Origin of the sequence: Streptomyces platensis (genome assembly GCF_008704855.1) — a bacterium.
GTDB classification, from domain to species: domain Bacteria; phylum Actinomycetota; class Actinomycetes; order Streptomycetales; family Streptomycetaceae; genus Streptomyces; species Streptomyces platensis.
The window spans coordinates 2916448-2939846 of record NZ_CP023691.1 but is presented as its reverse complement, the minus strand read 5'-3'; the positions used below and the strand labels follow the sequence as shown (position 1 = coordinate 2939846).

Genomic DNA, 23399 nt, shown 5'->3' with positions numbered 1-23399 from the left:
ACGTGCGGTGCGGTGTCCGTCACTTGCTGCCGAGCGCCTTCTGCAGCGCGGCGAGGTTGGCCCGCTGCACACCGAAGTAGTCCGTGCCGCGGGACTTGGCGTTGATCCCCTCCAGCGGGTCCAGGACGTCCGTCTTCAGGTGCAGGTCGCCGGCCAGGGCCTTGGCGGTGGCGGGGTTGGCGATGGTCTCGAAGAAGACCGTGGAGACGTGGTGCTCCTTGGCGAGGGTGTGCAGGTCCTTGATGCGCTTGGCGCTGGGCTCCGACTCCGGGTCGAGTCCGCTGATGGCCTCCTCGGTGAGGCCGTAGCGCTCGGCGAGGTAGCCGAAGGCGGCGTGGGTGGTGAGGAAGGTGTCGGACGACCGCTTCTTCAGGCCGTCCTTGAACTCGGTGTTCAGCCCGTCCAGCTTCTTCACCAGGGCGTCGGTGTTCTTCTGGTAGTCGGCCTTGTGGCCCGGGTCCGCCTTGGCGAGGGTCTTGTTGACGCCCTTGGCGACCTCGGCGTACTTCACCGGGTCGAGCCAGATGTGCGGGTCCTTGCCGCCCTCGGACTCCGAGTGCGAGTGGTTGTCGCCGGTGGTGTGGTGGTGGCCGTCGACCTCGGTGCCGTGCGCTTCGAGGGAGGTGAGGGCGGCCGCGTCGGCGACGTGCTTCGCGCCGGACTGCTCGACGGCGTCGTCCACGGCGGGCTGGAGGCCCTTGAGGTAGACGACCGCGCCGGACTCGCCGAGCTGGGCGGTCTGCTTCGGGGAGAGCTCCAGGTCATGCGGCTCGACCCCCGGCTTGGTGAGGTCGGTCACCTCGACGTGCTTCCCGCCGATCTGCCGGGCGAGGAATTCCATGGGATAGAAGGACGCTGTCACCCGCAGCTTGCCGTCCTCGGTCCGGGCGCCGCCCGAGGGGGAGCAGGCGGAGAGGGCCAGCAGGCCGAGCACCGAGACTCCGGCGAGGGTCGCGGTGGATATGGGACGGCGTATGTTCATGACACTCATTTTCAACAATATTGGAAACGATTGTCAACAGCGGATGGGGCGGTGTGAGCGGGGCGACAGTGGGCCGGAACCGATTTGATCCGGGGGGTACGGCCGCCGGTACCCTGAACTATTCGCCCGCCCGTCTTTTGACCAGCACCCCTCATTGAGACGCTAGGGCGCCGCCCATCCATCGTTCGTCGTCGTAATGAAGAGAGCACCGTGGCCGCCGACAAGATCGATACCATCGTCAGCCTGAGCAAGCGCCGTGGCTTCGTCTATCCGTGCAGTGAGATCTACGGCGGCTCCCGCGCTGCCTGGGACTACGGTCCGCTGGGCGTCGAGCTCAAGGAGAACATCAAGCGCCAGTGGTGGCGCGCCATGGTCACCTCGCGCGAAGACGTCGTCGGTATCGACTCCTCCGTGATCCTGGCCCCCGAGGTCTGGCAGGCGTCCGGCCACGTCGCCACCTTCACCGACCCGCTCACCGAGTGCACCTCCTGCCACAAGCGCTTCCGCGCGGACCACCTGGAGGAGGCGTACGAGGCCAAGCACGGGCGGCTCCCCGAGAACGGCATGGCGGACATCAACTGCCCGCACTGCGGCAACAAGGGCGGCTTCACCGAGCCCAAGCAGTTCTCCGGCCTGCTCTCCACCCACCTCGGCCCGTCCCAGGACACCGCCTCGGTCGCCTACCTGCGCCCCGAGACCGCCCAGGGCATCTTCACCAACTTCGCCCAGGTGCAGCAGACTTCCCGCAAGAAGCCGCCGTTCGGCATCGCGCAGATGGGCAAGTCCTTCCGCAACGAGATCACGCCCGGCAACTTCATCTTCCGGACCCGCGAGTTCGAGCAGATGGAGATGGAGTTCTTCGTCAAGCCGGGCGAGGACGAGCAGTGGCAGGAGTACTGGATGGAGCAGCGGTGGAACTGGTACCGCGACCTCGGCATCCGCGAGGAGAACATCCGCTGGTACGAGCACCCGGCCGAGAAGCTCTCCCACTACTCCAAGCGCACCGCTGACATCGAGTACCGCTTCAACTTCGGCGGTACCGAGTTCTCCGAGCTGGAGGGCGTCGCCAACCGCACCGACTACGACCTGTCGGCGCACTCCAAGGCCTCCGGCCAGGACCTCTCCTACTTCGACCAGGAGGCCGGCGAGCGCTGGACCCCCTACGTCATCGAGCCGGCGGCCGGTGTGAACCGCGCGATGCTCGCCTTCATGCTCGACGCGTACATCGAGGACGAGGCGCCCAACGCCAAGGGCAAGATGGAGAAGCGCACCGTCATGCGCCTCGACCCGCGCCTGGCGCCGGTCAAGGTCGCCGTGCTGCCGCTGTCCCGTAACCCGCAGCTGTCGCCGAAGGCGAAGGGGCTGGCCACGGACCTGCGCAAGAACTGGAACATCGAGTTCGACGACGCGGGCGCGATCGGCCGCCGCTACCGCCGCCAGGACGAGATCGGCACCCCGTTCTGCGTCACCGTCGACTTCGACACCCTCGACGACAACGCGGTGACCGTGCGCGAGCGCGACACCATGAAGCAGGAGCGGGTCAGCCTGGACCAGATCCAGGGCTACCTGGGCGCGCGACTGCTGGGCTGCTAGTCCCTCGCGGGGCGGGGCCGCTTTCTCGCGGGCTGCGCCCCTGCGGTGACCTCAAACGCCGGTCGGGCTCGGATTTTCCGGGGCCGGCCGGCGTTTTTGTGTGCGCGTATCGCGGGGACTGGTCTTCGCGGGGCTGCGCCCCTGCGTTTGACCTCAAGCGCCGGTCGGGCTTGATTTGCTGGCCGGGCCGGTGGGGCGGAACGGGGCGGTGGGGATGCCTCGTTCGTTGGGCTCGTTCGGGAATGCCTCGTTATGCGCGGTGCGTTGTGGCTCGCAGGGGGTGTCGGTGGCCCCTACGGGATTTGTTCGGGCGGCCCCTAGGTGTATGGAGCGTCGGCGTTGTCAGCGCGAATGAGGGGCGGCGGCCGGGTGTGTCGGGCGGGCGGCGAGGGTTGCGCACAGGGCTGCCAGGGGGAGTTCCGCGCCTATGGCCATGGCGAGGGCGGTGGCCAGTTCCGTGCCGGGGGCGGCGGTGGCCAGGTCGAGGCAGGCGTCGGTGAGGAGCAGGAGGGCCGCGGCGGCTGCGGGGATGCGGTGGCGGGGGTCTCCGCGTAGGAGGCGGGTGCCGGTGATGAGGAGGGCGGTGGCCTCCAGGGTGTCGAGGGTGACCCAGGCGGCGGCCTCGGCGGGCGGGAGGGTGCCGGCGAGGTAGCCGAGCCAGGGGAGGAGGGCGAGGCCGGCGCCGGTCAGGATCTTGCCAGGCCGGCGACGTCCGGCATCGGTGAGGGTTCTGGACTGCCGGCGACGTCCGGTCTGGGTGAGGATTCTGGACTGTCGGCGACGTCCGGTGCCGATTCTCGTCGGAGGGGTGGAGATGCTGGGGCGGGGGCAACTGGCGTGGCGGGAAGGGGAGTTGTAGGCGAGGAGGGTCATGGGAGGGTCGCTTTCGGAGTCCTGAACCCGGCCGTCGGGCTCGTGATCAACACTCCGGTTTCGGGCGCCTTCCGTCAGTAACGTCGCTGTCCGACTTGGGGTGGCACCAGCTACACCTCTGGTACGGACACTGCTGTCATGGCCGCCGCACAACCGGCCCCATACGGTGTGATCATGACCATCCCGCCCCGGCTGCGCCGGGCTCTCGTACGTATGCGGCGCGACCTCGCCTTCGTCGCCGCCGGGGTGCCGCTGCATCTCGTCCCGGCGCTGCTGTCCTGGTGGGCGCTGTCCCTGCTGACCGACACGGTGACCGGGGCTTCCCCCAACGCCCCGGTGGTGCTGACTGCCCCGCTGACTCTGCTGGTCATCGCCGGGTACGGCTTCACCGAGGCGCAGCGGTGGCGGTTCCGGGCGATATGCGGGGTGGAGCTGCCGCGGCTGCGGTTCGCGGAGGGCAAGCGGCAGTTGGGCTACAACTGGCTGGTGGGCCCGCTGCTCGGCGTGCTGGAAGTCCTGCTGCTGGGGCTGGTGTTGGTGGCGCTGGTCGCGGCACTGGTTCTGGTGTGGGTGTGGCTCGTGCCGGCGCAATGGCGCGGTGGGCACCCCGGCTACACCACCACCGGCACTTACCTCACCGTGCTGGGGCTGCTGGCGCTCGCCGCGGTGCCCCCGCTGGCCGCGGGGCTCGTCCGGCTGGAGATTCTGGTGGGGCGGGCGGTGCTGGGGGTGAGCCGGTCCGACGAGCTGGCGCGGCGGGTGGAGGACCTCACCGAGAGCCGGGCCGGTGCGGTGGACGCCGCTGACGCCGAGCGGCGGCGCATCGAGCGGGATCTGCACGACGGTGCCCAGCAGCGGCTGGTGTCCCTCGCGCTGAACCTCGGGCTCGCCAAGGCCACCCTCACGGATCTGCCGCCGGAGGCGCAGGAGGTCATCGATGCCGCGCACCGCGAGGCGAAGGACGCGATCGAGGAGCTCAACAATCTGGTGCGCGGTCTCCACCCGGCCGTTCTGGACGAACTGGGGCTGGACGCCGCACTGTCGGGGCTCGCGGCCCGCGCGCCGCTCCCCGTACGGCTGCGGGTGGATCTGCCGGCGGAGCTGCCGCAGCGGACCGCGCCGGCCATCGAAGCCGTCGCCTACTTCGTCGTCTCCGAGGCGCTGACGAATGTCGCCAAGCATGCGCGGGAGGCGACCCGGGCGGACGTGACGGTCACCCGGCTTGCCGAGATACTGCGGGTGGTGATCGCCGACGACGGTATGGGCGGCGCCGATCCGTCCAGGGGGAGCGGTCTGAAAGGGCTCGCCCAGCGCGTGCGCTCCGTGGACGGTACCTTCCGGATGAGCAGCCCCGTGGGGGGCCCGACCATGATGAGCGTGGAGCTGCCGTGCCCGATGTGAGGCGTGCCGTGATCGCCGAGGACTCCGTTCTGCTGCGGATCGGGCTGGTCAAGGTGGTGGAGATGGCCGGGTTCGAGGTGGCGGCCGAGGCGGGGGACGGGCCGGAGCTGCTGGCGGCGGTCGAGGAGCATCGGCCGGATCTGGCGGTGGTGGATGTGCGGATGCCGCCCGGTTTCACGGATGAGGGTGTGCGCGCGGCGTTGGAAATCCGTCAGAAGTGGCCCAATACGGCGGTGTTGATGCTTTCCCAGTACGTCGAGGAGCGGTACGCGGCCGATCTGCTGGCGACGAACACCAGCGGGGTGGGCTATCTGCTCAAACAGCGGGTCGCGGATGTCGAGGAGTTCATCGAGGCGCTGCGGAGGGTGGCGGCCGGCGGCACTGCGCTGGATCCGCAGGTCGTCGCGCAGCTGCTGGTGCGCCGGGCGAGCGATCCGCTGGAGCGGCTGACGGCCCGCGAACGGGACGTGCTCGCGCTGATGGCCGAGGGCCGTTCCAACGCGGGCATCGCCGCACAACTGGTGGTGAGCGAGAGCGCGGTTGCCAAGCACATCAACAACATTCTGGCCAAGCTGGATCTGCCCAAGGCCGACGCCGATCACCGCCGGGTGCTGGCGGTGCTGAGGTTCCTGGGGGTGGGAGGCTAGGGCCTGTTGCGTGCCGGTGCTCCGTGGCGTGATGTGCGTGCACGGTATGGCCCGTGGGGCCGGGTCCACGACCTGTTACGGCGCTGCCGGCGGGACGGTACCTGGTCCCGGATGGTCACCCGGCTCCCTCGCGCGTGGCCTCAGTGGTCCTCGCTCGGGCCCTCCGCCTCGAAAGCCTGGGCCACCGCGAGACTGTCTTCGTAGACGTGGTGTCGAGTGACAAGGCCGTGTTCGACTGTGAGGTGCAGGGCGAACCGTGCGCGGTAGGCGCGTCCGGTGGGCCGGGCGGTCTGGCGGATCTCGCCGAGCACGACGGCATCGTTGCCGTCCACGAGGATGCGCTCGATCTCGGTAGCTGCGGCCCCGGGCACGTGGTGCTCGGCGAGCTCGCGGTAGTGGGCGGCGGCGTCGGCCCGGGTGGACCGGTGGCGGATCCACGGGGTAGCGGGGCGGCCGTGTTCGGCCTCCGGCCAGTCCAGCTTCCAGTCGCCTCGCTCGGCATACAGCTCGGCGATGCGCTCGGAGTCACCTTCGCCGATCCGGCGCAGCAACTCCTCCACCACAGCACGTGTGGTCGCGGGTGTGGACAGTGCCATCGCTGATCCTCCAGTTCGGAACCCGCGTCCTGCGACGCGGAGATCACCATTCTTGCGGCGCCGGCAGCCCACGGCGATTACCTCGCAGGTAAGCGCGCACTCCAGCCGGTCAGTGGTGGGCGTGCTCGGTGGGTTGGCGTCGATCGCGACGCAACAGCGCCTGGGCGGGCGCCCGTTGCATAGACTTGATGATCACCCTGCCGGCTCCAGCTCAAAAGGAGATGACATGAGACAGCAGCCTCCGTTCGCTTCCCTGTCCGCCGCGCTCGCGGCGCTAGGGACGGTGCTGGGCGTCCTCGCGGTCCAGCTGCGCGCCAACGGTTACGAGCCGTACGTCGAGTCCGTGGCCACTACCAGCGTCCTGATGTGGACCACTGCGTGCCTGACGGTCGTGACGTGGGTCCGCTACCGCCAGCAGAGCTCGGACTGAGTTCCGCCGCTGCCGACGGGCGCGGGGGCAGCCGCCCCGGCGCCCGTCGCGTGCGACGATCGCGGACGGGTGGGCCGCGGAGCTGGCCGAGCGCTCCCGCCCGGGAGGCGGGGAACAGACCTGACCGCAACTCCCTCGGGTGGGTGGGACGGGTTCCGGGGATGTGCTCGGTAGGGTCGGCCCACGGATCGCACCGCGCATCGCACCACGTATCGCATACGGAGGAGCCATGAGGGCCTTGCAGACCGCCACGCTGCTGGTCGCGACGCTCGGCGCGGGACTGATGGCCGGACTGTTCGCCGCCTTCGCCTACGCGGTGATGCCCGGCCTCGCCCGCTCCGCCGACCGCACCTTCGTCCAGGCCATGCAGCACATCAACCGGGCCATCCTCAACGGCTGGTTCCTGGTCCCCTTTCTGCTGCCGGTCCCCCTGCTGGTCCTCGCCACGGTTCTGGCCTGGAACGGCCACGGGCGGGTGGCCCTGCCCTGGATCGTCGCCGCGCTGGTGCTCTACCTGGCGGGTTTCCTCGTCACCAGCGGCGTCAACGTCCCGCTCAACAACGCCCTCGACAAGGCCGATACGGGAGACGACAGCCGCGCGGAGGCCGCCCGGTCCGCCTTCGAGGGGCGCTGGGTCACCTTCAACACCGTCCGCGCCCTCCTGCACACCGCGGCCTTCGGCCTCCTCGCCTGGGCCCTCCTTCTGCACGGCACGGCAGGGGCGGGGTAGGGGCGGGGCGGACGGGCGGACGGCATGCGGCAGGGGGCGCCCTGCCCCCGGAGGCCCGTCACCGCATCTGCAGTGTGCTGCCCCGTCGGCGCAGGTGTTGTTCCTGCTCAGGCATCCGTGCGCAGGCCGCGCAGGACCAGGTCGCGGACGGCCTCGAAGTCGGTGGTGATCTCGGGGCGGGACCACTCGGGGGCGTAACACGGGTCGTGGAAGCGGCCGGTGGCGTCGAAGACGGCGCGGGCGGTGGTGGCGGGGGAGGGGGTGTGGAAGTCGCCCTGGCTGACGCCGGCTTCGATGATGGAGGTGAGCTGGGATTCGAGGTCGGTGACATGGCGCTCGACCACGCCGCCGCTCTCTCCGATCAACGTCATGTAGGTGGCGAACAGTTCGGGATCGTCGCCGGCCTTGTGCCGCTTGGCCTCGAAGAGAGCGGTGAGCCAGCGGTCCAGCCGCTCCGGTGCGGGTCCTTCCGCCGTGACGATGACCGACAGTTCCTGGCTCGTACGGTCCAGCCAGCGTGCCGTGACCGCCTCCCGCAGCGCCGCCTTCGTACGGAAGTGGCGGTAGACGCTGCCATGGCTGACGCCCAGGGCCCGTGCCACATCGACGACCGTGGCCTTGGCCGGGCCGTAGCGGCGCAGCACCTCCTCGGTGGCTTCGAGGATGCGCTCGGGGGTCAACGTCTCGGGGGGCATGCGGCGGGTCGGCCTTTCGGGAGGGCGGGCGGTCACGCGGCGGCGAGGGGCGGGCCGGGCGGGGACCGCGTGGGGGCGGTGTGGGGACGGTGGTACGTACGGACGGTACCTGGCCGTGCCCCGTACCTGCTGCGGGGCCGTATGGACGGTGTCTCGAATGCCCAGTGACCGGCCTGCTCCGATGCCCCGATGGCTCGGTGGCTCGGTGGCCCGCTGGGGCCGGTGTGCTCCCCCTTCGTCAGTGCTCGCTGTCCAGGTGGGCCATCTGCTCGGTGGGGTAGCGGTCGCCGGCGGCGGCGCCGGGCGGGATGGCGTGCTCGATCGCGGACAGATCGTCGGCGTCCAGGGTGATGTCCAGGGCGCCGAGGGCCTCGGTCAGCCGGTCGCGGCGACGGGCGCCGACCAGCGGGACGATGTCCGTGCCGCGGGAGAGCACCCAGGCGATGGCGGTCTGCGCGACCGAGACGCCCTTCTGTTCGGCGATCTTGCGCAGGGCGTCCACCAGGTCGAGATTGCGGTCGAGGTTCTCGCCCTGGAAGCGCGGGCTCATACCCCGGAAGTCATTCGCGGCGAGCTTGCGGTCGCGGGTGAAGTGGCCGCTGATCAGGCCGCGGGACAGGACCCCGTAGGCGGTGATGCCGATGCCCAGCTCGCGGGCGGCCGGCAGGATCGCCTCCTCGATGCCGCGGGAGAGGAGGGAGTACTCGATCTGGAGGTCGGAGATCGGGGCCACGGCGGCGGCCCGGCGCAGGGTCTGCGCGCCCACCTCGGACAGGCCGATGTGGCGGACATGACCGGCCTCGACCAGCTCGGCGATGGCGCCGACGGTCTCCTCGATCGGGACGTCCGGATCGACCCGGGCGATGCGGTAGATGTCGATGTGGTCGGTGCCCAGGCGCTGGAGGGAGTACGCGGCGAAGTTCTTCACCGCGTTCGGCCGGCCGTCGTAGCCGGTGAAGCCGCCCTCGACGGTGCGCAGGGCGCCGAACTTGACGCTGATCTGCGCCTTTTCGCGAGCCGCCACGGGGGCGGTGCGCAGCGCCTCGTTGATCAGCAGTTCGTTGTGTCCCATGCCGTAGAAGTCGCCGGTGTCGAGCAGGGTGACGCCCGCGTCGAGGGCGGCGTGAACGGTGGCGAGGGATTCGCTGCGGTCGCTGTCGCCGTAGAGGGCGGACATGCCCATGCAGCCGAGGCCTAGAGCGGAGGTCTGCGGGCCGGTGGTGCCCAGGGTGCGGGTCTGCACTGTGTGCTCCTGAAGGTGATGAGGGGAGTGAGGGGAGTGAGGGGAGTGAGGGGAGTGAGGGGTGAGGGAGGGGACGGGGAGCGGCTGCCGTGCACTCAGCATGACATGACGACTGACAGATTTCAATATCTGTCAGTCGTCATGTCGTCGAGGGGTGTCGCGCCTCAGCGCGCCGCATTGCACCTCACCGCACGGTGCGGGGCAGGCGCAGGGTGAGCAGCGTGGTGCCCGCGACGATCGCCAGTTGCGTCAGCAGGGCGGCGAGCAGGGCGTCGCGGATGCCGACGGACGGCAGCAGTGAAAGGAAGAGGGTGCCGAGGGTGGCCACACCCAAGGCGAGGCCGGACTGCTGGGTGGTGACCATGACGCCGCCGCCCACGCCCGCCTGTGTCATCGGCAGTTCGCTCAGCACGATGCGCATCACCACCGGCATCACCATGCCCTGGCCGAAGCCCAGTACGGCCATGCTCGGCGCGAGGGCCGCCACCGATATCCCCGGCCAGCCGTCGTGCACGGTCAGCGCCAGCAGCGCCAGCCCGGTGCCCTGGATCAGCGAACCGGCGACCACCACCCGCCGCCCGAACCGCAGCACCAGCCGCGGACCGGCGAGCGAGGCGAGGAAGAAGGCGGCGCACAGCGGCACCAGGGACAGTCCGGCCGCGAACGGGCCGAAGTGCAGGCCGTTTTGGAGGGCGACCGCGACCACGAACATGAAGCCGCCGAAGCCCAGCGTGAACGGAACGAGCATGAGGAGTCCGCTGTTCACGGAGGGGATGCGCAGCAGCGACGGCGGGACGAGCGGCGTCCGGCCGAGGCGTTCGGCCCGGCGCTCGACCAGCACGAACGCGGTGGCGGCAAAGGGGAAGACGGCCAGCAGGACCCAGGACCACAGGGGCCAGCCGGCCGCCCGGCCCTCGGTGAGCGGCAGCAGGAGCGTGATCAGCGTGGTGGCGAGCAGCGCGGTGCCGGGGCCGTCCACCCGGGCCGGGTGCGGGGAGCGGGTCTCGGGGACCGTACGGGCGGCCAGCAGCCAGGCCGCGGCGGCTATCGGGACGTTCACCAGGAAGACCGCGCGCCAGCCGGTGCCCGCCAGGTCGACGGAGACCAGCAGCCCGCCGAGTACCTGGCCGACGGCGCTGGACACCCCGGCCGTGCCGCCGTACAGGCTGACGGCCTTGGCGCGCCGCTTGCCGGTGGTCGCCGCCTGGATGGTGGCCAGTACCTGCGGCAGCAGCAGGGCGGCCGCGGCGCCCTGGGCGACCCGGGCGGCCACCAGCGTCCAGGCGTCCGGCGCCAGGCCGCAGGCCAGCGAGGTCAGCCCGAAGGCGGCCAGGCCCCACAGGAACATCCGGCGGCGGCCGATCATGTCGCCCAGCCGCCCGCCGACGACCAGCAGCATCGCGTAGGCGACGCCGTAACCGGCCACCACCATCTCCAGCATCGCCGGGCCCGCGTGCAGATCGTGGTCGATGGTCGGCAGGGCGACATTGACGATAAAGAAGTCGATCATGGGTAGGGCCGCGCCCAGCAGTACGGTCAGCAGACCGAGCGGGGTCAGCACGGTCGAGGTCCGCTGCTGCTGTCGGGCGGGGCCGGGTGCGGCCGGTGCCTCCGGGGTCGCCGGGGCGTCCGGGAACGCGGCCTCCGGGGCGGTGGCCAGGGCGCCGAGGCGCCCGGCCGGGGCTTCCGGGGTGGTTATCTGTGCTCGGGTATCGCTCACGGTGTCGACGATCGCCGACCGCTCAACCGGGTACCAGAGTGTTCTTATCCTGGTACCAGCACTACCTGGCAACAGGCTCGGGCCTGCGGCAGGCTGGACCCATGACCGTGGACCCGTTCCTGCCGCAGCCTGCCACAGGCCCCGGTGGCGCCGCCGCCCCGCCGTACGGCACCGCCCCGCGCGATGACGCCGCCCGCCGGGCCGAGCTGGCCGCCTTTCTGCGCAGCCGACGGGAGCGGATCACGCCCGAGCAGGTCGGACTGCCGCGCGGCGCCCGCCGGCGTACGCCCGGACTGCGCCGCGAGGAGGTCGCGCACCTGGGTGCGGTCGGGGTCACCTGGTACACCTGGCTCGAACAGGCCCGGGACATCCATGTATCGCCGCAGGTCCTGGACGCGGTGGCCCGTGCGCTGCTGCTCGACCGCGCCGAGCGCAGCCATCTGTTCGCGCTGGCGGGGGCGGTCGATCCGATGCCCGGCAGGGAGTGCACGGGCGTCACGCGGGAGTTGTGGCAACTGCTGCACCAGCTCACGCCGTTCCCCGCGGTCGTCCAGAACAGCCGGTTCGACATTCTCGCCTACAACCGCACCTACGGCCGTCTGCTGTGCGATCTCGATGCGGTGCCCGAAGAGGACCGCAACTGCATGTGGCTGGCGTTCACCCACCCCGTGTGGCGGGCCGGCCTCGGCGACCTGGAGGCCACGCTGGGGGTGATGGCCGCCAAGTTCCGGGCGTCGATGGCCGAGCATCTCGCCGAGCCGGCCTGGAAGGCGCTGGTCGCGCGGCTGATGGAGGCCTCGCCGGAGTTCCGTGAGATCTGGGCGCAGCACGAGGTCCTGCGCCCCGTCAGCGCCGTGAAGGTCTTCCGGCATCCGCGGGTGGGTCCCCTCCAGCTGACCGCCACCAGCCTGTGGACGGGGCCCAACCCCGGCCCCAAGCTGCTGTATTACACGCCCGTGGACGAGACGTCCCGGGAGCGGCTGGAGCAGCTGGCGGCCGAACCGGCGGCGCTCGCGGCGGTGTGACCGTACGGGCGAGGGGCTGGACCGAGGGCCGGACCGCTGTCTGCGGAGAACCAACTTCCGTCTGTGGCAACACATCTGACAGAGTGAATCCTCGCGCATGGTGCGGCACGGAGAGAGGAAGAGATCTCAGTGCCACGAGGTGACCGGATCTCACTCGGTGAGGTCTGACGAGGGGGACTCGTATGACGTCAACGGACCCGGCGGAGCAGTCGTGGAACCCGCCGGAAGAGGCCCGGGACACCCACGGCGGCCCGCCGCCCGCGGCCCCACCGCCGCCGCCCGCTGCCCCGCCGCAGCCACCGGCCGGTCCGCCGCCCGCCGCCGATCCCTACCCCGATGTGGCACCGGCGGCATCGGGACAGCCGATCATCGGGGTCGATCTGCGGGTCAGCAAGCGGCTGCTCTGGGTCGGTGACGCCTACTACCCGCTCCAGAACGTCGCGCGGGTATACACGCTCACCATCCACCCCCGGCGCAAGGAGGCCGTCCTGCTCTTCGTGAAGCGGTTGCTGCTCCTTGGGCTGGCAACGGTTCTTCTCCTCCTGCTTGCCGCCACCAGCAGCGGCTTCGGGAGCAGCGGCGACGATTCCGGCGGTGTCACCGCCCTCGTGGTGATCGCGGCGGGTGCCGCGCTGGTCTACTCCCTGGTGGAGATGCTGAAGGTGCTCAGCGCGCCCCCGCACTTCGTTCTGGCCGTCGAGACGACGGGCCCCTCCACCGCCGTGGTGACCAGCCCCGACCCGCACCAACTGCGGGGGCTCGCCCACCAGATCGCGCACGCGATCGAGAACCCCGCGGCCGAGTTCACGGTGCGGGTGAACACCGTCTCGATCAGCCCCAAGCACTACTATTTCGGGGACAACGTCAACATGTACGGCGGCACCGGCAACGTGGGGATGGCGAGCTGATGAGCGGCCAAGGCCAGCACTACTACTTCGGCAGCGGCGACCACGTCACCCTGCACGGCGGCTCGGGCAACGTCGGCATCGACAAGCGCGTCACCCCGGCCCCGGAGATGCCCCCGGCCGCCCAGGAGGCGCTGCGCGAACTCCTCACCCTGGTACAGGAGTTGCGCGGCCAGGTCCCGCAGGCAGGCGCCGAGGCCCTCGACGACTCGCTGCCCGCCCTCCGGGCCGAGGCGAATGTCCCGCAGCAGGAGCGCCACCGCGCGCTGTACGCCGTCGCGGGCATCGCCGGGACCTTGGGCGCGCTCGGCGTACCGATCGTCGAGGCCGTCAACAAGGTGCTGGGACTCCTGGGCGCGCAGTGAGCACCCGCGCACCACTCCTGCGCGGGGCGCCTGGAGCCGGACCGCACGTCTAAGACCGCGCGTCCGCCGGCCGGTACCCCGGGGCCTCCTCCTCGAAGAGTGCTGCCGTGCGGTCGGCGGTCGCCCGCGCCCAGCGGCCGGTGGTCAGTGCGCCGAGCAGCAGGACGGCCGCGCCGCAGCCGGCGATGATCCACCACGCCGGGCGGCCGGCCGCGAGGAAGGCGTCCGCGGTGGCGGTGGCATGCGCCCCGCTCGCCAGTACGGCGCCGATTACCGCGACGCCGAGCGACTGTCCGACCTGTCTGCTGGTGGAGGCGACCGCGGCGGCCACCCCGGCCTGGGTACGGGGCATCCCGGACACCGCGGTGTTGGTGATCGGCGCGTTGACCAGGCCGAACCCGATGCCGAACAGGACATAGCCGGTGAACATCAGCGGGTCCGCCGACTGGGCGTCGAACGCCGCGAAGAGCAGCCCGCTGGCCCCCATCGCGGCCCCGGCCAGGAGCAGGGAGAGCCGGGGCCCGCGGCTGCCGACCAGCCGTCCCGACAGCGGCGCGAAGATCAGCGTCATCCCGGCCATGGGGAGCATGTAGAGACCGGCGTCCAAAGCGGACAGGCCGCGGATGTTCTGGAGATACAGCGTATTGATGAACAGGAAGCCGGCCAGCGCGGCAAAGGCGCAGACCGCCACGACCGTGGCCCCGCTGAACGGCGCGCTGTGGAAGAACCGCAGGTCGATCAGGGGTTCCCGGCGGCGCCGCTCATAGCCGATCAGACCGGCCAGACAGGCCAGTGCGAGCAGCACGAACGCCAGGATCTCCGGGGACGCCCAGCCGGCGTCCGGGGCCTCGATGATCGCGTAGGTGAGTGAGCCGAGCAGCCCGATCACCAGCAGCTGGCCGACCGGGTCGACGCGGCGCGGCCTGGGGGCGCGCGATTCGGGGACGTAGCGCAGGGTCAGGAAGAGCGCGAGGGCGCCGATCGGGACGTTGATCCAGAAGATGGAGCGCCAGCCGATGCTCTGCACCAGCAGCCCGCCGATCACCGGCCCGGCCGCCATGCTGATGCCGACGACGCCGCCCCACACGCCGATCGCACGGGCCCGCTCGCGCGGCTCGGTGAAGGTATTGGTGATGATCGACATCGCGACGGGGTTGAGCATCGAGCCGCCGACCGCCTGCACCATCCGGAAGACCACCAGCCACTCCAGACTCGGCGCCAGGCTGCACAGCAGCGAGCCGGCCGCGAAGACCACCAGTCCGGTCACGAAGACCCGGCGCCGCCCGAGCCGGTCGGCGGTGGAGCCGGCCAGCATCAGCAGCGCCGCCAGCACCAGGGTGTAGGCGTCGATGGTCCACTGCATGCCGGCGACCGTGGCGTGCAGGTCACGCTGTACGGAGGGCAGCGCGACATTGAGGATGGTGTTGTCGAGGCTGACGATCAGCAGGCTCATACAGCAGATCGCCAGCACCAGAAAACGCCGTCGACGGCTGAGCTCAGGCATTCTTGAACGCTACAACGATCCGCCGTGTCCGGCGCCGGCAGGGCCACTCCCGTAGTGCGGGACAATGGGAGGTCGCAGCGGCCGGTGACCCGTACGGCCGCGGCCCGACCGCCCCGCCAACGGAAGCCGAAGAAAGCCGAAGGTATCGCCGCCATGACTCTGCTCCAGATCGGTCCGCACGCGGTGCAGCCGCCCGTGGTCCTCGCGCCCATGGCCGGGATCACCAATGCCCCGTTCCGGACGCTGTGCCGGGAGTTCAGCGGCGGCAAGGGCCTCTTCGTCAGCGAAATGATCACGACGCGGGCGCTGGTCGAGCGCAATGAGAAGACCATGCAGCTGATCCACTTCGACGAGACCGAGAAGCCGCGCTCGATCCAGCTGTACGGCGTCGACCCGGACACCGTCGGCAAGGCCGTCCGCATGATCGCGGACGAGGACCTCGCCGACCACATCGATCTGAACTTCGGCTGCCCGGTCCCGAAGGTGACCCGCAAGGGCGGCGGCTCGGCGCTCCCGTACAAGCGGAATCTGCTGCGCTCGATCCTGCGGGAGGCGGTCGCGAACGCGGGCGCGCTGCCGGTGACGATGAAGATGCGCAAGGGCATCGACGACGACCACATCACCTACCTCGACGCGGGGCGCACCGCGGCCGAGGAGGGCATCACGGCCATCGCGCTGCACGGGCGCACCGCGGCCCAGCACTACGGCGGCACCGCCGACTGGGACGCCATCGCCCGCCTCAAGGAGCACGTCCCGGAGATCCCGGTGCTCGGCAACGGCGACATCTGGTCGGCCGAGGACGCCCGGCGGATGATGCGGGAGACCGGCTGCGACGGCGTGGTCGTGGGGCGCGGCTGTCTGGGGCGCCCGTGGCTGTTCGGGGACCTGGTCGCCGCCTTTGAGGGGACCGGCACGTACGCTCAGCCGACGCTCAAGGAGGTCGCCGCCGTCATGCGGCGGCACGCCACCCTCCTCGGTGAGTGGATCGGTGACGAGGCGCGCGGTGTGATCGACTTCCGTAAGCATGTCGCCTGGTACACCAAGGGCTTCTCGATCGGCTCCGAGATGCGCCGCGGCCTCGCGGTGACCTCCTCCCTCGACGAGCTGGACGCACTGCTGTCGGAGCTGGACCTGGACCAGCCGTGGCCGGCGGGCGCGGACGGCCCGCGCGGCCGTACGTCGGGCCGCAACCGGGTCGTGCTGCCGGACGGCTGGCTGGACGACCCGTACGACTGCGCGGGCGTGGACGCGGGCGCGGAGCTGGACACCTCGGGCGGCTGAGCCCCGCCGGGCGCCGGCTCTGCCCCGGCCGCTCCGGCGCGGGCTCCCCGCACGGGCCTCCTTGGCCAGGAGGCCGCCATTCGGCATACGGCACCCGTGTACCCGTAGGGCGTGTCGGCGCGCATACGGGCCCGGCGGGACCGGACCGCGTTATCGTTTGATCCCGTACGGGCGGTTTTGCGGCAGCTCGTACGGCCGCCCACGAGGTCCGGCAGACGGTGGGCGGGATTGACGGACCGGCCGAGGGAGTCGCTGTGGTGAACGGGGACCGTTCCACCGGGGACGCGGACAAGGACGTACAGGCCAAGCTCGGGGACACCCCCGTGCGCCACGAGCGGATGGCCGCGGTCGCACACCTCTACCGCGCCGCGGCGGCCGTACGGCAGCACTTCGAGAACTCCGTACTGCGCGGTGTCGAGCTGACCTGGACCTCCTTCGTCGTGCTGTGGGTGGTGTGGATCGGGGGCGAGCGGGAGACCCGCCGGGTCGCCGAGGACGCCGGGATCTCCAAGGGCACGCTCACCGGCGTCGCCCGCACCCTTCAGAGCCGCGGCCTGCTGGAGCGCAAGGACCATCCGACCGACGGACGGCTCGCCCTGCTCGCGCTGACGCCCGAGGGCGAGCGGCTGATGGCCCGGGTCTTCCCCGAGTTCCACGCCGAAGAAGTCTTCGTCACCGAGGGGCTGAGCGACGACGAGGCGCTGGACCTGGCGGAGCTGCTGGGCCGGATCGTGGCGCAGGTCGAGACCCGGGGCGAGGAGCGGCGGCTGGAGCTGCTGGACGGCCAGGACCCGCGCCCGCGGCGGAGCGGACGCCGGGCGAAGCGGTAGAAGAGGCAGGGGAGCGGACCGGGGCGTGGCTGGCGGGCTCACTGCCCCGGCCGTGCCTACGGGCAATTGCTCCGCATCACGCCCTTGCGGTGGTCAGCCCCCCGGGCCGCCCGCACCGGCGGCCACCAGCCCGGCGGCCCCGGACTCCCGGTAGCGGCCCAGGAGTTCACCGAGCACCCGGACGGCATCCCCGTCGGCCGGCGTATAAATCCACATCTTGGCGTCCGGGACGGCCACTGTCGTGAATCCGGTCGCCGTGATGGTGACCTCGCGGCCGTCGACCGTCCGGAATCGCTTGCGGTGGGTGACCGGTGCGGTGACTTCGTGCCGGGCCCACATGTCCACGAAAAGCGGGCTCGCCTCGGAGAGTTTCCGGATATACGCGCGCCAGTGCTGGTCATGGAGCCGGCGCCCGAATTCGGCGCGCAAGTGGCTGACCATGAAGGAGACTTCGCGTTCCCAGTCGACGAGCGGCTGGTTTTCCTCGTCCGCGGTGAAGAGGCGCCACAGCACATTACGGTCGGCCGGCGGGAGCAGCACCATACGGGGATCGAGTGCCGCATAGGCGTCATTGAATGCCAGCACGTCATAACCGGCGGACACCATGCCGGCCGGCAGGGGATTCAGGGAATCCAGAATGGTCTGCGCCTCGGACGGCAGCGGCTGCCGCGCCGGGACACAGGCCGCGGCCCCGGGGACCCCGGCGAGCCGGTGCAGATGCTCGCGTTCGGCCGGGCCGAGCAGCAGCGCGCGGGCGATCGCATCGAGCACCTGCACACTCGGGTTGATGGCCCGGCCCTGTTCGAGCCAGGTGTACCAGGCGATTCCGACACCGGCGCGCTGGGCGACCTCCTCGCGGCGCAGTCCCGGGGTGCGCCGCCGCGGGCCGGCGGGCAGTCCGACGTCCGCCGGGGTGATGCGCTCCCGGCGGAGCCGCAGAAACGCGGCGAGTTCACCGCGCCGGGCGGCCGCGGCGGCTGGGGAACGGGGGTTGGTGCTGGACACCGCACCATCATGCGGGACGCCGTGACCCCGTGCCAGATACCGCCGGTACCAGGATCACTGGATATCTGGTACCCGAATCCCCCGGCCGTGATCATCGCTGCCATGAGTGAGATGACCCAGGACCGCCGGCCCGGATCCGGCCGGATATCCGCCGCCGAATCCGTGGACGACGGCACGGTGTACAGGAAGCCCGTTGCCCCGAACGCAAAACGACCGCGGCACACCGGAATTCTTCTCGTCATTCTCGGCGCGGTCTTCATGGCGCTGCTGGATGCCACCGTGGTGAATGTCGCCACCCCGACCATGCGGACCGATCTCGACACCACCGGTTCCGCACTCCAGTTGATCGTCTCCGGCTATACGATTTCCTATGCGGCGCTGCTGATCACCGGCGCCCGGCTCGGTGCCCGGCACGGCTTCCGGACCGTCTTCCTGGCCGGTCTCGCCACCTTCACCCTCGCCTCGTTCGGCTGTGGTCTGGCGCCGGGGGCGGGGGTGCTGATCGCCGCCCGGGTGGTGCAGGGCATCGGGGCGGGGCTGATGGTCCCGCAGATCTACAGCCTGATCCAGCTGACCTTCGAAGGCCCCGCCAGGGCACGGGCGTTGAGCCTGTACGCGGCGGTGATCGCGGTCGCCGTGGTCGTCGGCCAGGTCGCCGGCGGACTGCTGGTCAGTGCGGATCTGTTCGGCACCGGCTGGCGCCCGGTCTTTCTGATCAATGTGCCGGTCGGGCTGGCGCTGCTGGCCGCCGCGGTACGGCTGCTGCCCGCCGGGGCGCCCCCGTCGGCCAAGGGCCTGGACCTGCCCGGCCTGGTCACCCTGACGGCCACGCTGCTGCTGCTCGTCGTCCCGCTGGTCCTGGGCCACGAGCAGCACTGGCCGCTGTGGACGACGCTCTGTCTGAGCGCGGTGGTCCCGATGGCCGTGGTGTTCGTGCTGGTCGAGCGGGGGGTCGCACGGCGCGGCGGGGCTCCGCTGGTGCCCGGCCGGGTGCTGCGCTCGAAGGACCTGGTGTGCGGTGCGGCCGCGCTGTTCTTCGGCATGGCCGGTTACGCCGGCTTCCTCTTCTCCTTCTCCCAGCATCTCCAGTCGGGGCTGGGCGAGTCCGCGACCCACGCCGGTCTGGCCTTCGCCCCGCTGGCCGTCGGCATCGCCACCGGCAGCCTCACCTGGCAGAAGCTGCCCGCCCGATGGCATCTGCCGATGATCGCCGCGGCCTGCGCCCTGACCGCGGCCGGTTACCTCGGCATCGGGTGGGCCCTGCGCACCGGCGGCCACGGCGGTCTCGTCCTGCCGGCGCTCCAGCTCCTCTGGGGCCTCGGTCTCGGGTACACCACCAGCCCGCTGCTGACCCTCGCGCTGTCCCGGATCGAGCCCGCGGACGCCTCGGACGCCAGCGGGGTGCTCACCACCGTCCCGCAGCTCGCGCAGGTGGTCGGGGTCGCGGCGTACGGCAGCGTCTTCCTGGCCCTCGCGGACCGTCCCGGGACCGCGGGCGCCGCCGGTGCGCCGTCGGCCGTCGTCTCGGCGCAGGCCCTGTACGCGACCGCGCTGCCGGCGGCGGCCGGCGCCCTGCTGGGGGCGCTGGCGCTGCTCCCGCTGCTGCGCACCCGGCGCTGAGCGTGGATCGGCGCCCCACCGGCCCAGAGACGTACAGCAGAGCCGTCGCGCCGGACGGCCACCCGGGCGATACTGAAGTTTGAGCCCAAACGGAGTGTCGGTACCGGGGTCCCGGCGGCCCCGCCAACGGGAGGGGGTGACCGGCATGCGTGCCTTGGTCATCGTTCACGACCATCTGTCCACCGCGGGCCACGTGGGCGAGCGGCTGGCCGAACGGGGCTATGAGCTCGACGAACTGCTCGTCGTGCCGGCCGAGCGGTATACGACCCCGGACGTCGACGTGGCGTTCCCGGCGGCCGAGCACTATGGCCTGATCCTGACGCTGGGTGCTCCATGGTCGGTGGCGCGGAGGAACGCCTGGATCGAGGCGGAACTGGCCCTGCTGCGCTCGGCGCACCGGGCCGGGGTCCCGGTGCTCGGCATCTGCTTCGGCGGCCAGGCGCTGGCCACCGCGCTCGGCGGGGGCGTCGAGGCCGCCCCGCGCTTCGAACTGGGCTGGAGCCGCCTGACGACCGACGCACCGGAGCTGGTCGGGGCGGGCCCCTGGTTCCAGTTCCACGGGGAGCGCTGGCTGCTGCCGCCGGGCGCCCGGGAGCTGGCGCGCAACGACGTCGCCTCACAGGCCTTCGTCTGCGGCCGCTCCTGGGGCGTGCAGTTTCATCCGGAGGTGACGCCGGAGGTGCTCCAGGCGTGGTTCGACGAGGACGGGGCGGCGATCGCGGCCGAGGTGGGCGTCGACCCGGAGCAGTTGGTGGCCGAATTGCGGGCAGATCTCCCTGCCGTCCGCGCGCGGGCCCGCACGTTGGTGGACGCTTTCCTTGATCACATAGCCGGGAGCGGGTCCAAATGATGGAACCGGGTCACACATGAGCGCGTGATTCTCGCCACCCCTGATAGGGGTGGCGCTCAGATGAGCACTAGAAGCGGGGCTCCATCTCTCCAATGGTGGCACCGGGTGCCATGCTTCATGTGTTCGACTCATTAACCCATTCGTGGCGCTGCGTAGCATAGTTTCACTCTTCGGCTACGTAGCGCAGTGATGCATTCAGGTAATGAAGCATGGTCCAAACGCGTGATCACTTTCGATCTGGTGGCGGACGACTGGTTACGCAGGTATGTCGACCAAGTGGACGTACCCATACGCCTTCGATCTGGGTATGTTCCTCGCCGTCAGGGCAGCCCGTCGGCGAGGAGACAGTGCCGTGCCGGAAACACAAGATCCCCACGTAACCCAGCGTTCGTCCGCGAAGTTCGTCTATGACTTCACCGAGGGCAACAAGGACCTCAAGGACCTGCTCGGCGGCAAGGGTGCGAACCTCGCTGAGATGACCAACCTGGGACTTCCGGTCCCTCCCGGCTTCGTGATCACTACTGAAGCCTGCAAGGTCTACCTCGACAGCGGCACCGAGCCCGCGGCACTCCGTGCCGAGGTCTCCGAGCACCTCGACGCCCTTGAGCAGAAGATGGGCAAGAAGCTCGGCCAGGCCGATGACCCGCTGCTCGTATCGGTGCGTTCCGGTGCGAAGTTCTCCATGCCCGGCATGATGGACACCGTCCTCAACATCGGCCTCTCCGATGCGTCGGTTTCCGGCCTCGCCGCGCAGGCCGGCGACGAGCGCTTCGCGTGGGACTCCTACCGCCGCCTCATCCAGATGTTCGGCAAGACCGTGCTGGGCGTCGACGGCGAGCTCTTCGAGGAGGCGCTGGAGGAGGCCAAGCAGGCCAAGGGCATCCGCGTCGACATCGACCTGGACGCCGCCGACCTCCAGAGCCTGGTCGCGCACTTCAAGGACATCGTCGCCAAGGAGACCGGCCGCGACTTCCCGCAGGAGCCGCGCGAGCAGATGGACCTCGCGGTGCGCGCGGTCTTCGACTCGTGGAACACCGACCGCGCCAAGCTCTACCGCCGCCAGGAGCGCATCCCCGGCGACCTCGGCACCGCGGTCAATGTCTGCTCCATGGTCTTCGGCAACCTCGGCCCCGACTCCGGCACCGGTGTCGCCTTCACCCGCGACCCCGCCAGCGGCCACCAGGGCGTCTACGGCGACTACCTCCAGAACGCCCAGGGCGAGGACGTCGTCGCCGGTATCCGCAACACGGTCCCGCTCGCGGACCTGGAGCAGATCGACAAGGCGTCGTACGACCAGCTGATGCAGATCATGGAGACGCTCGAAACGCACTACAAGGACCTGTGCGACATCGAGTTCACCATTGAGCGCGGCAAGCTGTGGATGCTCCAGACCCGGGTCGGCAAGCGCACCGCCGGTGCCGCCTTCCGGATCGCCACCCAGCTCGTCGACCAGGGCCTGATCGACGAGGCCGAGGCCCTCCAGCGGGTCAACGGCGCGCAGCTGGCGCAGCTGATGTTCCCCCGCTTCGACCTCGGCGCGCAGTCCGAGATGATCGGCCGCGGCATCGCCGCCTCCCCGGGCGCGGCGGTCGGCAAGGCCGTCTTCGACTCGTACACCGCCGTCAAGTGGTCGCGTTCCGGCGAGAAGGTCATCCTGATCCGCCGGGAGACCAACCCCGACGACCTCAACGGCATGATCGCCGCCGAGGGCATCCTCACCTCCCGCGGCGGCAAGACCTCGCACGCCGCCGTCGTCGCCCGCGGCATGGGCAAGACCTGTGTCTGCGGCGCCGAGGAGCTGGAGGTCGACACCAAGTCCCGCCGGATGACGACCCAGGACGGGTTCGTCATCGAGGAGGGCGACGTCGTCTCCATCGACGGCTCCACCGGCAAGGTCTACGCCGGTGAGGTGCCGGTCGTGCCGTCCCCGGTCGTGGAGTACTTCGAGGGCCGGATGCACGCCGGCGCGGAGGACGCCGACGAGCTGGTCAAGGCCGTCCACCGGATCATGGCGTACGCGGACCGGGTGCGCCGGCTGCGCGTACGGGCCAACGCCGACAACGCCGAGGACGCCGCCCGCGCCCGCCGGTTCGGCGCCCAGGGCATCGGCCTGTGCCGCACCGAGCACATGTTCCTCGGTGAGCGCCGCGAGATGGTCGAGCGCCTCATCCTGGCCGACACCGAGACCGACCGGGACGCCGCGCTCAGCCAGCTGCTGCCGCTCCAGAAGGCCGATTTCATCGAGCTGTTCGAGTCGATGGACGGGCTCCCGGTGACGGTCCGGCTGCTGGACCCGCCGCTGCACGAGTTCCTGCCCGACATCACCGAGCTGTCGGTGCGGGTCGCGCTCGCCGAGGCCCGCAAGGACGCCAACGAGAACGATCTGCGCCTCCTCCAGGCCGTGCACAAGCTGCACGAGCAGAACCCGATGCTGGGCCTGCGCGGCGTACGCCTCGGCCTGGTCATCCCCGGTCTGTTCGCGATGCAGGTGCGGGCGATCGCCGAGGCGGCCGCCGAGCGCAAGAACGCCAAGGGCGACCCGCGTGCGGAGATCATGATTCCGCTGGTCGGCACCGTCCAGGAGCTGGAGATCGTCCGCGAGGAGGCCGAGCAGGTCATCGCCGAGGTCGAGAAGACCCACGGCGTCGAGCTCAAGCTCACCCTCGGCACGATGATCGAGCTGCCCCGCGCCGCCCTCACGGCCGGTCAGATCGCGGAGTCCGCGGACTTCTTCTCCTTCGGTACGAACGACCTGACCCAGACGGTCTGGGGCTTCAGCCGCGACGACGTCGAGGCCAGCTTCTTCACCGCCTACCTGGAGAAGGGCATCTTCGGCGTCAGCCCGTTCGAGACCATCGACAAGGACGGCGTGGGCTCCCTGGTCCGCAACGCCGTCGCGGCCGGCCGCGCCACCCGCCCCGACCTCAAGCTCGGGGTCTGCGGCGAGCACGGCGGTGACCCGGAGTCCGTCCACTTCTTCCACGAGGCCGGACTGGACTACGTCTCCTGCTCCCCGTTCCGCATCCCGGTCGCACGACTGGAGGCGGGCCGGGCGGCCGCCGAGTCCAAGGGCAGCGACAGCCGCTGACCCCACCGGGGCACCG

At 70.7% G+C, this 23399-nt stretch carries 22 protein-coding genes; 14 read left to right on the top strand and 8 right to left on the bottom strand.

Annotated elements, in window-relative coordinates; all coding sequences use genetic code 11:
• Positions 1–19 precede the first annotated feature (19 nt).
• Positions 20–982, bottom strand: coding sequence for a metal ABC transporter substrate-binding protein (locus CP981_RS12920; RefSeq protein WP_085927081.1), 963 nt, complete (start codon positions 980–982; stop codon positions 20–22).
• Positions 983–1192: 210 nt separating this feature from the next.
• Between CP981_RS12920 and CP981_RS12915 the strand changes: the two genes are divergently transcribed.
• Positions 1193–2575, top strand: a complete 1383-nt coding sequence (locus tag CP981_RS12915; RefSeq protein WP_085927082.1) for a glycine--tRNA ligase — start codon at positions 1193–1195, stop codon at positions 2573–2575.
• A 342-nt stretch (positions 2576–2917) separates the two neighbouring features.
• On the opposite strand, the gene CP981_RS12910 is transcribed toward CP981_RS12915, so the two are convergent.
• Positions 2918–3448 carry a hypothetical protein gene (locus CP981_RS12910; RefSeq protein ID WP_244329641.1) on the bottom strand — a complete coding sequence of 177 codons (531 nt, stop codon included), beginning with the start codon at positions 3446–3448 and terminating at the stop codon, positions 2918–2920.
• A 174-nt stretch (positions 3449–3622) separates the two neighbouring features.
• On the opposite strand from CP981_RS12910, the gene CP981_RS12905 reads away from it, so the two are divergent.
• The 3 genes from CP981_RS12905 to CP981_RS39365 are packed head-to-tail and all read left to right on the top strand — an operon-like array spanning position 3623 to position 5700.
• A complete protein-coding gene (locus tag CP981_RS12905; protein WP_085927105.1) occupies positions 3623–4849 on the top strand; it encodes a sensor histidine kinase in 1227 nt (408 codons plus the stop codon).
• Positions 4850–4857: 8 nt separating this feature from the next.
• Positions 4858–5496, top strand: coding sequence for a response regulator (locus CP981_RS12900; protein WP_085927083.1), 639 nt, complete (start codon positions 4858–4860; stop codon positions 5494–5496).
• A gap of 6 nt (positions 5497–5502) precedes the next feature.
• Complete coding sequence (locus tag CP981_RS39365; RefSeq protein ID WP_341873675.1) at positions 5503–5700, top strand: transposase; 198 nt, start codon at positions 5503–5505, stop codon at positions 5698–5700.
• Here CP981_RS39365 and CP981_RS12890 read toward each other — a convergent pair.
• The gene (locus CP981_RS12890; RefSeq protein ID WP_085927084.1) at positions 5637–6092 is read right to left on the bottom strand and encodes a nuclear transport factor 2 family protein; all 456 of its coding nucleotides are present in this window, start codon (positions 6090–6092) and stop codon (positions 5637–5639) included. The genes CP981_RS39365 and CP981_RS12890 overlap by 64 nt on opposite strands.
• Before the next feature lie 226 nt (positions 6093–6318).
• On the opposite strand from CP981_RS12890, the gene CP981_RS12885 reads away from it, so the two are divergent.
• Complete coding sequence (locus CP981_RS12885) at positions 6319–6522, top strand: SCO3870 family protein (RefSeq protein WP_042154618.1); 204 nt, start codon at positions 6319–6321, stop codon at positions 6520–6522.
• Positions 6523–6751: 229 nt separating this feature from the next.
• Positions 6752–7252: an anthrone oxygenase family protein gene (locus CP981_RS12880; RefSeq protein WP_085927085.1), complete on the top strand. Its 501-nt coding sequence runs from the start codon at positions 6752–6754 to the stop codon at positions 7250–7252.
• A gap of 107 nt (positions 7253–7359) precedes the next feature.
• Here CP981_RS12880 and CP981_RS12875 read toward each other — a convergent pair whose 3' ends face one another.
• From CP981_RS12875 to CP981_RS12865, 3 genes are all read right to left on the bottom strand, one after another.
• Positions 7360–7947, bottom strand: a complete 588-nt coding sequence (locus CP981_RS12875; RefSeq protein WP_085927086.1) for a TetR/AcrR family transcriptional regulator — start codon at positions 7945–7947, stop codon at positions 7360–7362.
• 238 nt (positions 7948–8185) lie between these two features.
• Positions 8186–9190 (bottom strand): aldo/keto reductase, encoded by a 1005-nt coding sequence (locus tag CP981_RS12870; protein WP_085927087.1) that lies wholly within the window; start codon positions 9188–9190, stop codon positions 8186–8188.
• Between the two features lie 184 nt (positions 9191–9374).
• Positions 9375–10850 (bottom strand): MFS transporter, encoded by a 1476-nt coding sequence (locus CP981_RS12865; protein ID WP_425282211.1) that lies wholly within the window; start codon positions 10848–10850, stop codon positions 9375–9377.
• A 161-nt stretch (positions 10851–11011) separates the two neighbouring features.
• On the opposite strand from CP981_RS12865, the gene CP981_RS12860 reads away from it, so the two are divergent.
• The 3 genes from CP981_RS12860 (at position 11012) to CP981_RS12850 (ending at position 13205) form a co-directional block, all read left to right on the top strand.
• Positions 11012–11935, top strand: coding sequence for a helix-turn-helix transcriptional regulator (locus CP981_RS12860; protein ID WP_244329640.1), 924 nt, complete (start codon positions 11012–11014; stop codon positions 11933–11935).
• Positions 11936–12117: 182 nt separating this feature from the next.
• Positions 12118–12843, top strand: coding sequence for a DUF6232 family protein (locus CP981_RS12855; RefSeq protein ID WP_244329639.1), 726 nt, complete (start codon positions 12118–12120; stop codon positions 12841–12843).
• Positions 12843–13205 carry a hypothetical protein gene (locus tag CP981_RS12850; protein WP_085927089.1) on the top strand — a complete coding sequence of 121 codons (363 nt, stop codon included), beginning with the start codon at positions 12843–12845 and terminating at the stop codon, positions 13203–13205. The genes CP981_RS12855 and CP981_RS12850 overlap by 1 nt, the downstream gene beginning before the upstream one ends.
• A gap of 49 nt (positions 13206–13254) precedes the next feature.
• Here CP981_RS12850 and CP981_RS12845 read toward each other — a convergent pair whose 3' ends face one another.
• On the bottom strand, positions 13255–14709 hold the full coding sequence (locus CP981_RS12845) for an MFS transporter (RefSeq protein WP_085927090.1): 1455 nt from the start codon (positions 14707–14709) through the stop codon (positions 13255–13257).
• A 153-nt stretch (positions 14710–14862) separates the two neighbouring features.
• Between CP981_RS12845 and dusB the strand changes: the two genes are divergently transcribed.
• Together dusB and CP981_RS12835 are read left to right on the top strand one after the other, a co-directional pair.
• Positions 14863–15990: a tRNA dihydrouridine synthase DusB gene (dusB, locus tag CP981_RS12840; protein WP_085927091.1), complete on the top strand. Its 1128-nt coding sequence runs from the start codon at positions 14863–14865 to the stop codon at positions 15988–15990.
• A 257-nt stretch (positions 15991–16247) separates the two neighbouring features.
• Positions 16248–16820: a MarR family winged helix-turn-helix transcriptional regulator gene (locus CP981_RS12835; RefSeq protein ID WP_167536090.1), complete on the top strand. Its 573-nt coding sequence runs from the start codon at positions 16248–16250 to the stop codon at positions 16818–16820.
• Positions 16821–16913: 93 nt separating this feature from the next.
• On the opposite strand, the gene CP981_RS12830 is transcribed toward CP981_RS12835, so the two are convergent.
• Positions 16914–17825 (bottom strand): helix-turn-helix transcriptional regulator, encoded by a 912-nt coding sequence (locus CP981_RS12830; protein ID WP_085927093.1) that lies wholly within the window; start codon positions 17823–17825, stop codon positions 16914–16916.
• 102 nt (positions 17826–17927) lie between these two features.
• On the opposite strand from CP981_RS12830, the gene CP981_RS12825 reads away from it, so the two are divergent.
• The 3 genes from CP981_RS12825 to ppdK all read left to right on the top strand — a co-directional run bounded on the left by CP981_RS12825 (position 17928) and on the right by ppdK (position 23383).
• Entirely contained in the window at positions 17928–19445 is a 1518-nt protein-coding gene (locus CP981_RS12825; protein WP_244329638.1) for an MFS transporter, read from the top strand.
• Positions 19446–19590: 145 nt separating this feature from the next.
• On the top strand, positions 19591–20295 hold the full coding sequence (locus tag CP981_RS12820; RefSeq protein WP_085927108.1) for a type 1 glutamine amidotransferase: 705 nt from the start codon (positions 19591–19593) through the stop codon (positions 20293–20295).
• Between the two features lie 352 nt (positions 20296–20647).
• On the top strand, positions 20648–23383 hold the full coding sequence (gene ppdK / locus CP981_RS12815) for a pyruvate, phosphate dikinase (protein WP_085927095.1): 2736 nt from the start codon (positions 20648–20650) through the stop codon (positions 23381–23383).
• Positions 23384–23399: the final 16 nt, after the last annotated feature.

What these genes read in the sequence shown, in the direction of transcription:
- CP981_RS12905 (WP_085927105.1), top strand. Translation starts at nt 3,623, where the DNA reads ATGACCATCCCGCCCCGGCTGCGCCGGGCTCTCGTACGTATGCGGCGC.
- CP981_RS12855 (WP_244329639.1), top strand. Translation starts at nt 12,118, where the DNA reads ATGACGTCAACGGACCCGGCGGAGCAGTCGTGGAACCCGCCGGAAGAG.
- CP981_RS12825 (WP_244329638.1), top strand. Translation starts at nt 17,928, where the DNA reads ATGAGTGAGATGACCCAGGACCGCCGGCCCGGATCCGGCCGGATATCC.
- CP981_RS12920 (WP_085927081.1), bottom strand. Translation starts at nt 982, where the DNA reads ATGAACATACGCCGTCCCATATCCACCGCGACCCTCGCCGGAGTCTCG.
- CP981_RS12885 (WP_042154618.1), top strand. Translation starts at nt 6,319, where the DNA reads ATGAGACAGCAGCCTCCGTTCGCTTCCCTGTCCGCCGCGCTCGCGGCG.
- CP981_RS12910 (WP_244329641.1), bottom strand. Translation starts at nt 3,448, where the DNA reads ATGACCCTCCTCGCCTACAACTCCCCTTCCCGCCACGCCAGTTGCCCC.
- CP981_RS12845 (WP_085927090.1), bottom strand. Translation starts at nt 14,709, where the DNA reads ATGCCTGAGCTCAGCCGTCGACGGCGTTTTCTGGTGCTGGCGATCTGC.
- CP981_RS12860 (WP_244329640.1), top strand. Translation starts at nt 11,012, where the DNA reads ATGACCGTGGACCCGTTCCTGCCGCAGCCTGCCACAGGCCCCGGTGGC.
- CP981_RS12890 (WP_085927084.1), bottom strand. Translation starts at nt 6,092, where the DNA reads ATGGCACTGTCCACACCCGCGACCACACGTGCTGTGGTGGAGGAGTTG.
- CP981_RS12820 (WP_085927108.1), top strand. Translation starts at nt 19,591, where the DNA reads ATGCGTGCCTTGGTCATCGTTCACGACCATCTGTCCACCGCGGGCCAC.
- CP981_RS12850 (WP_085927089.1), top strand. Translation starts at nt 12,843, where the DNA reads ATGAGCGGCCAAGGCCAGCACTACTACTTCGGCAGCGGCGACCACGTC.
- CP981_RS12875 (WP_085927086.1), bottom strand. Translation starts at nt 7,947, where the DNA reads ATGCCCCCCGAGACGTTGACCCCCGAGCGCATCCTCGAAGCCACCGAG.
- CP981_RS12880 (WP_085927085.1), top strand. Translation starts at nt 6,752, where the DNA reads ATGAGGGCCTTGCAGACCGCCACGCTGCTGGTCGCGACGCTCGGCGCG.
- dusB (WP_085927091.1), top strand. Translation starts at nt 14,863, where the DNA reads ATGACTCTGCTCCAGATCGGTCCGCACGCGGTGCAGCCGCCCGTGGTC.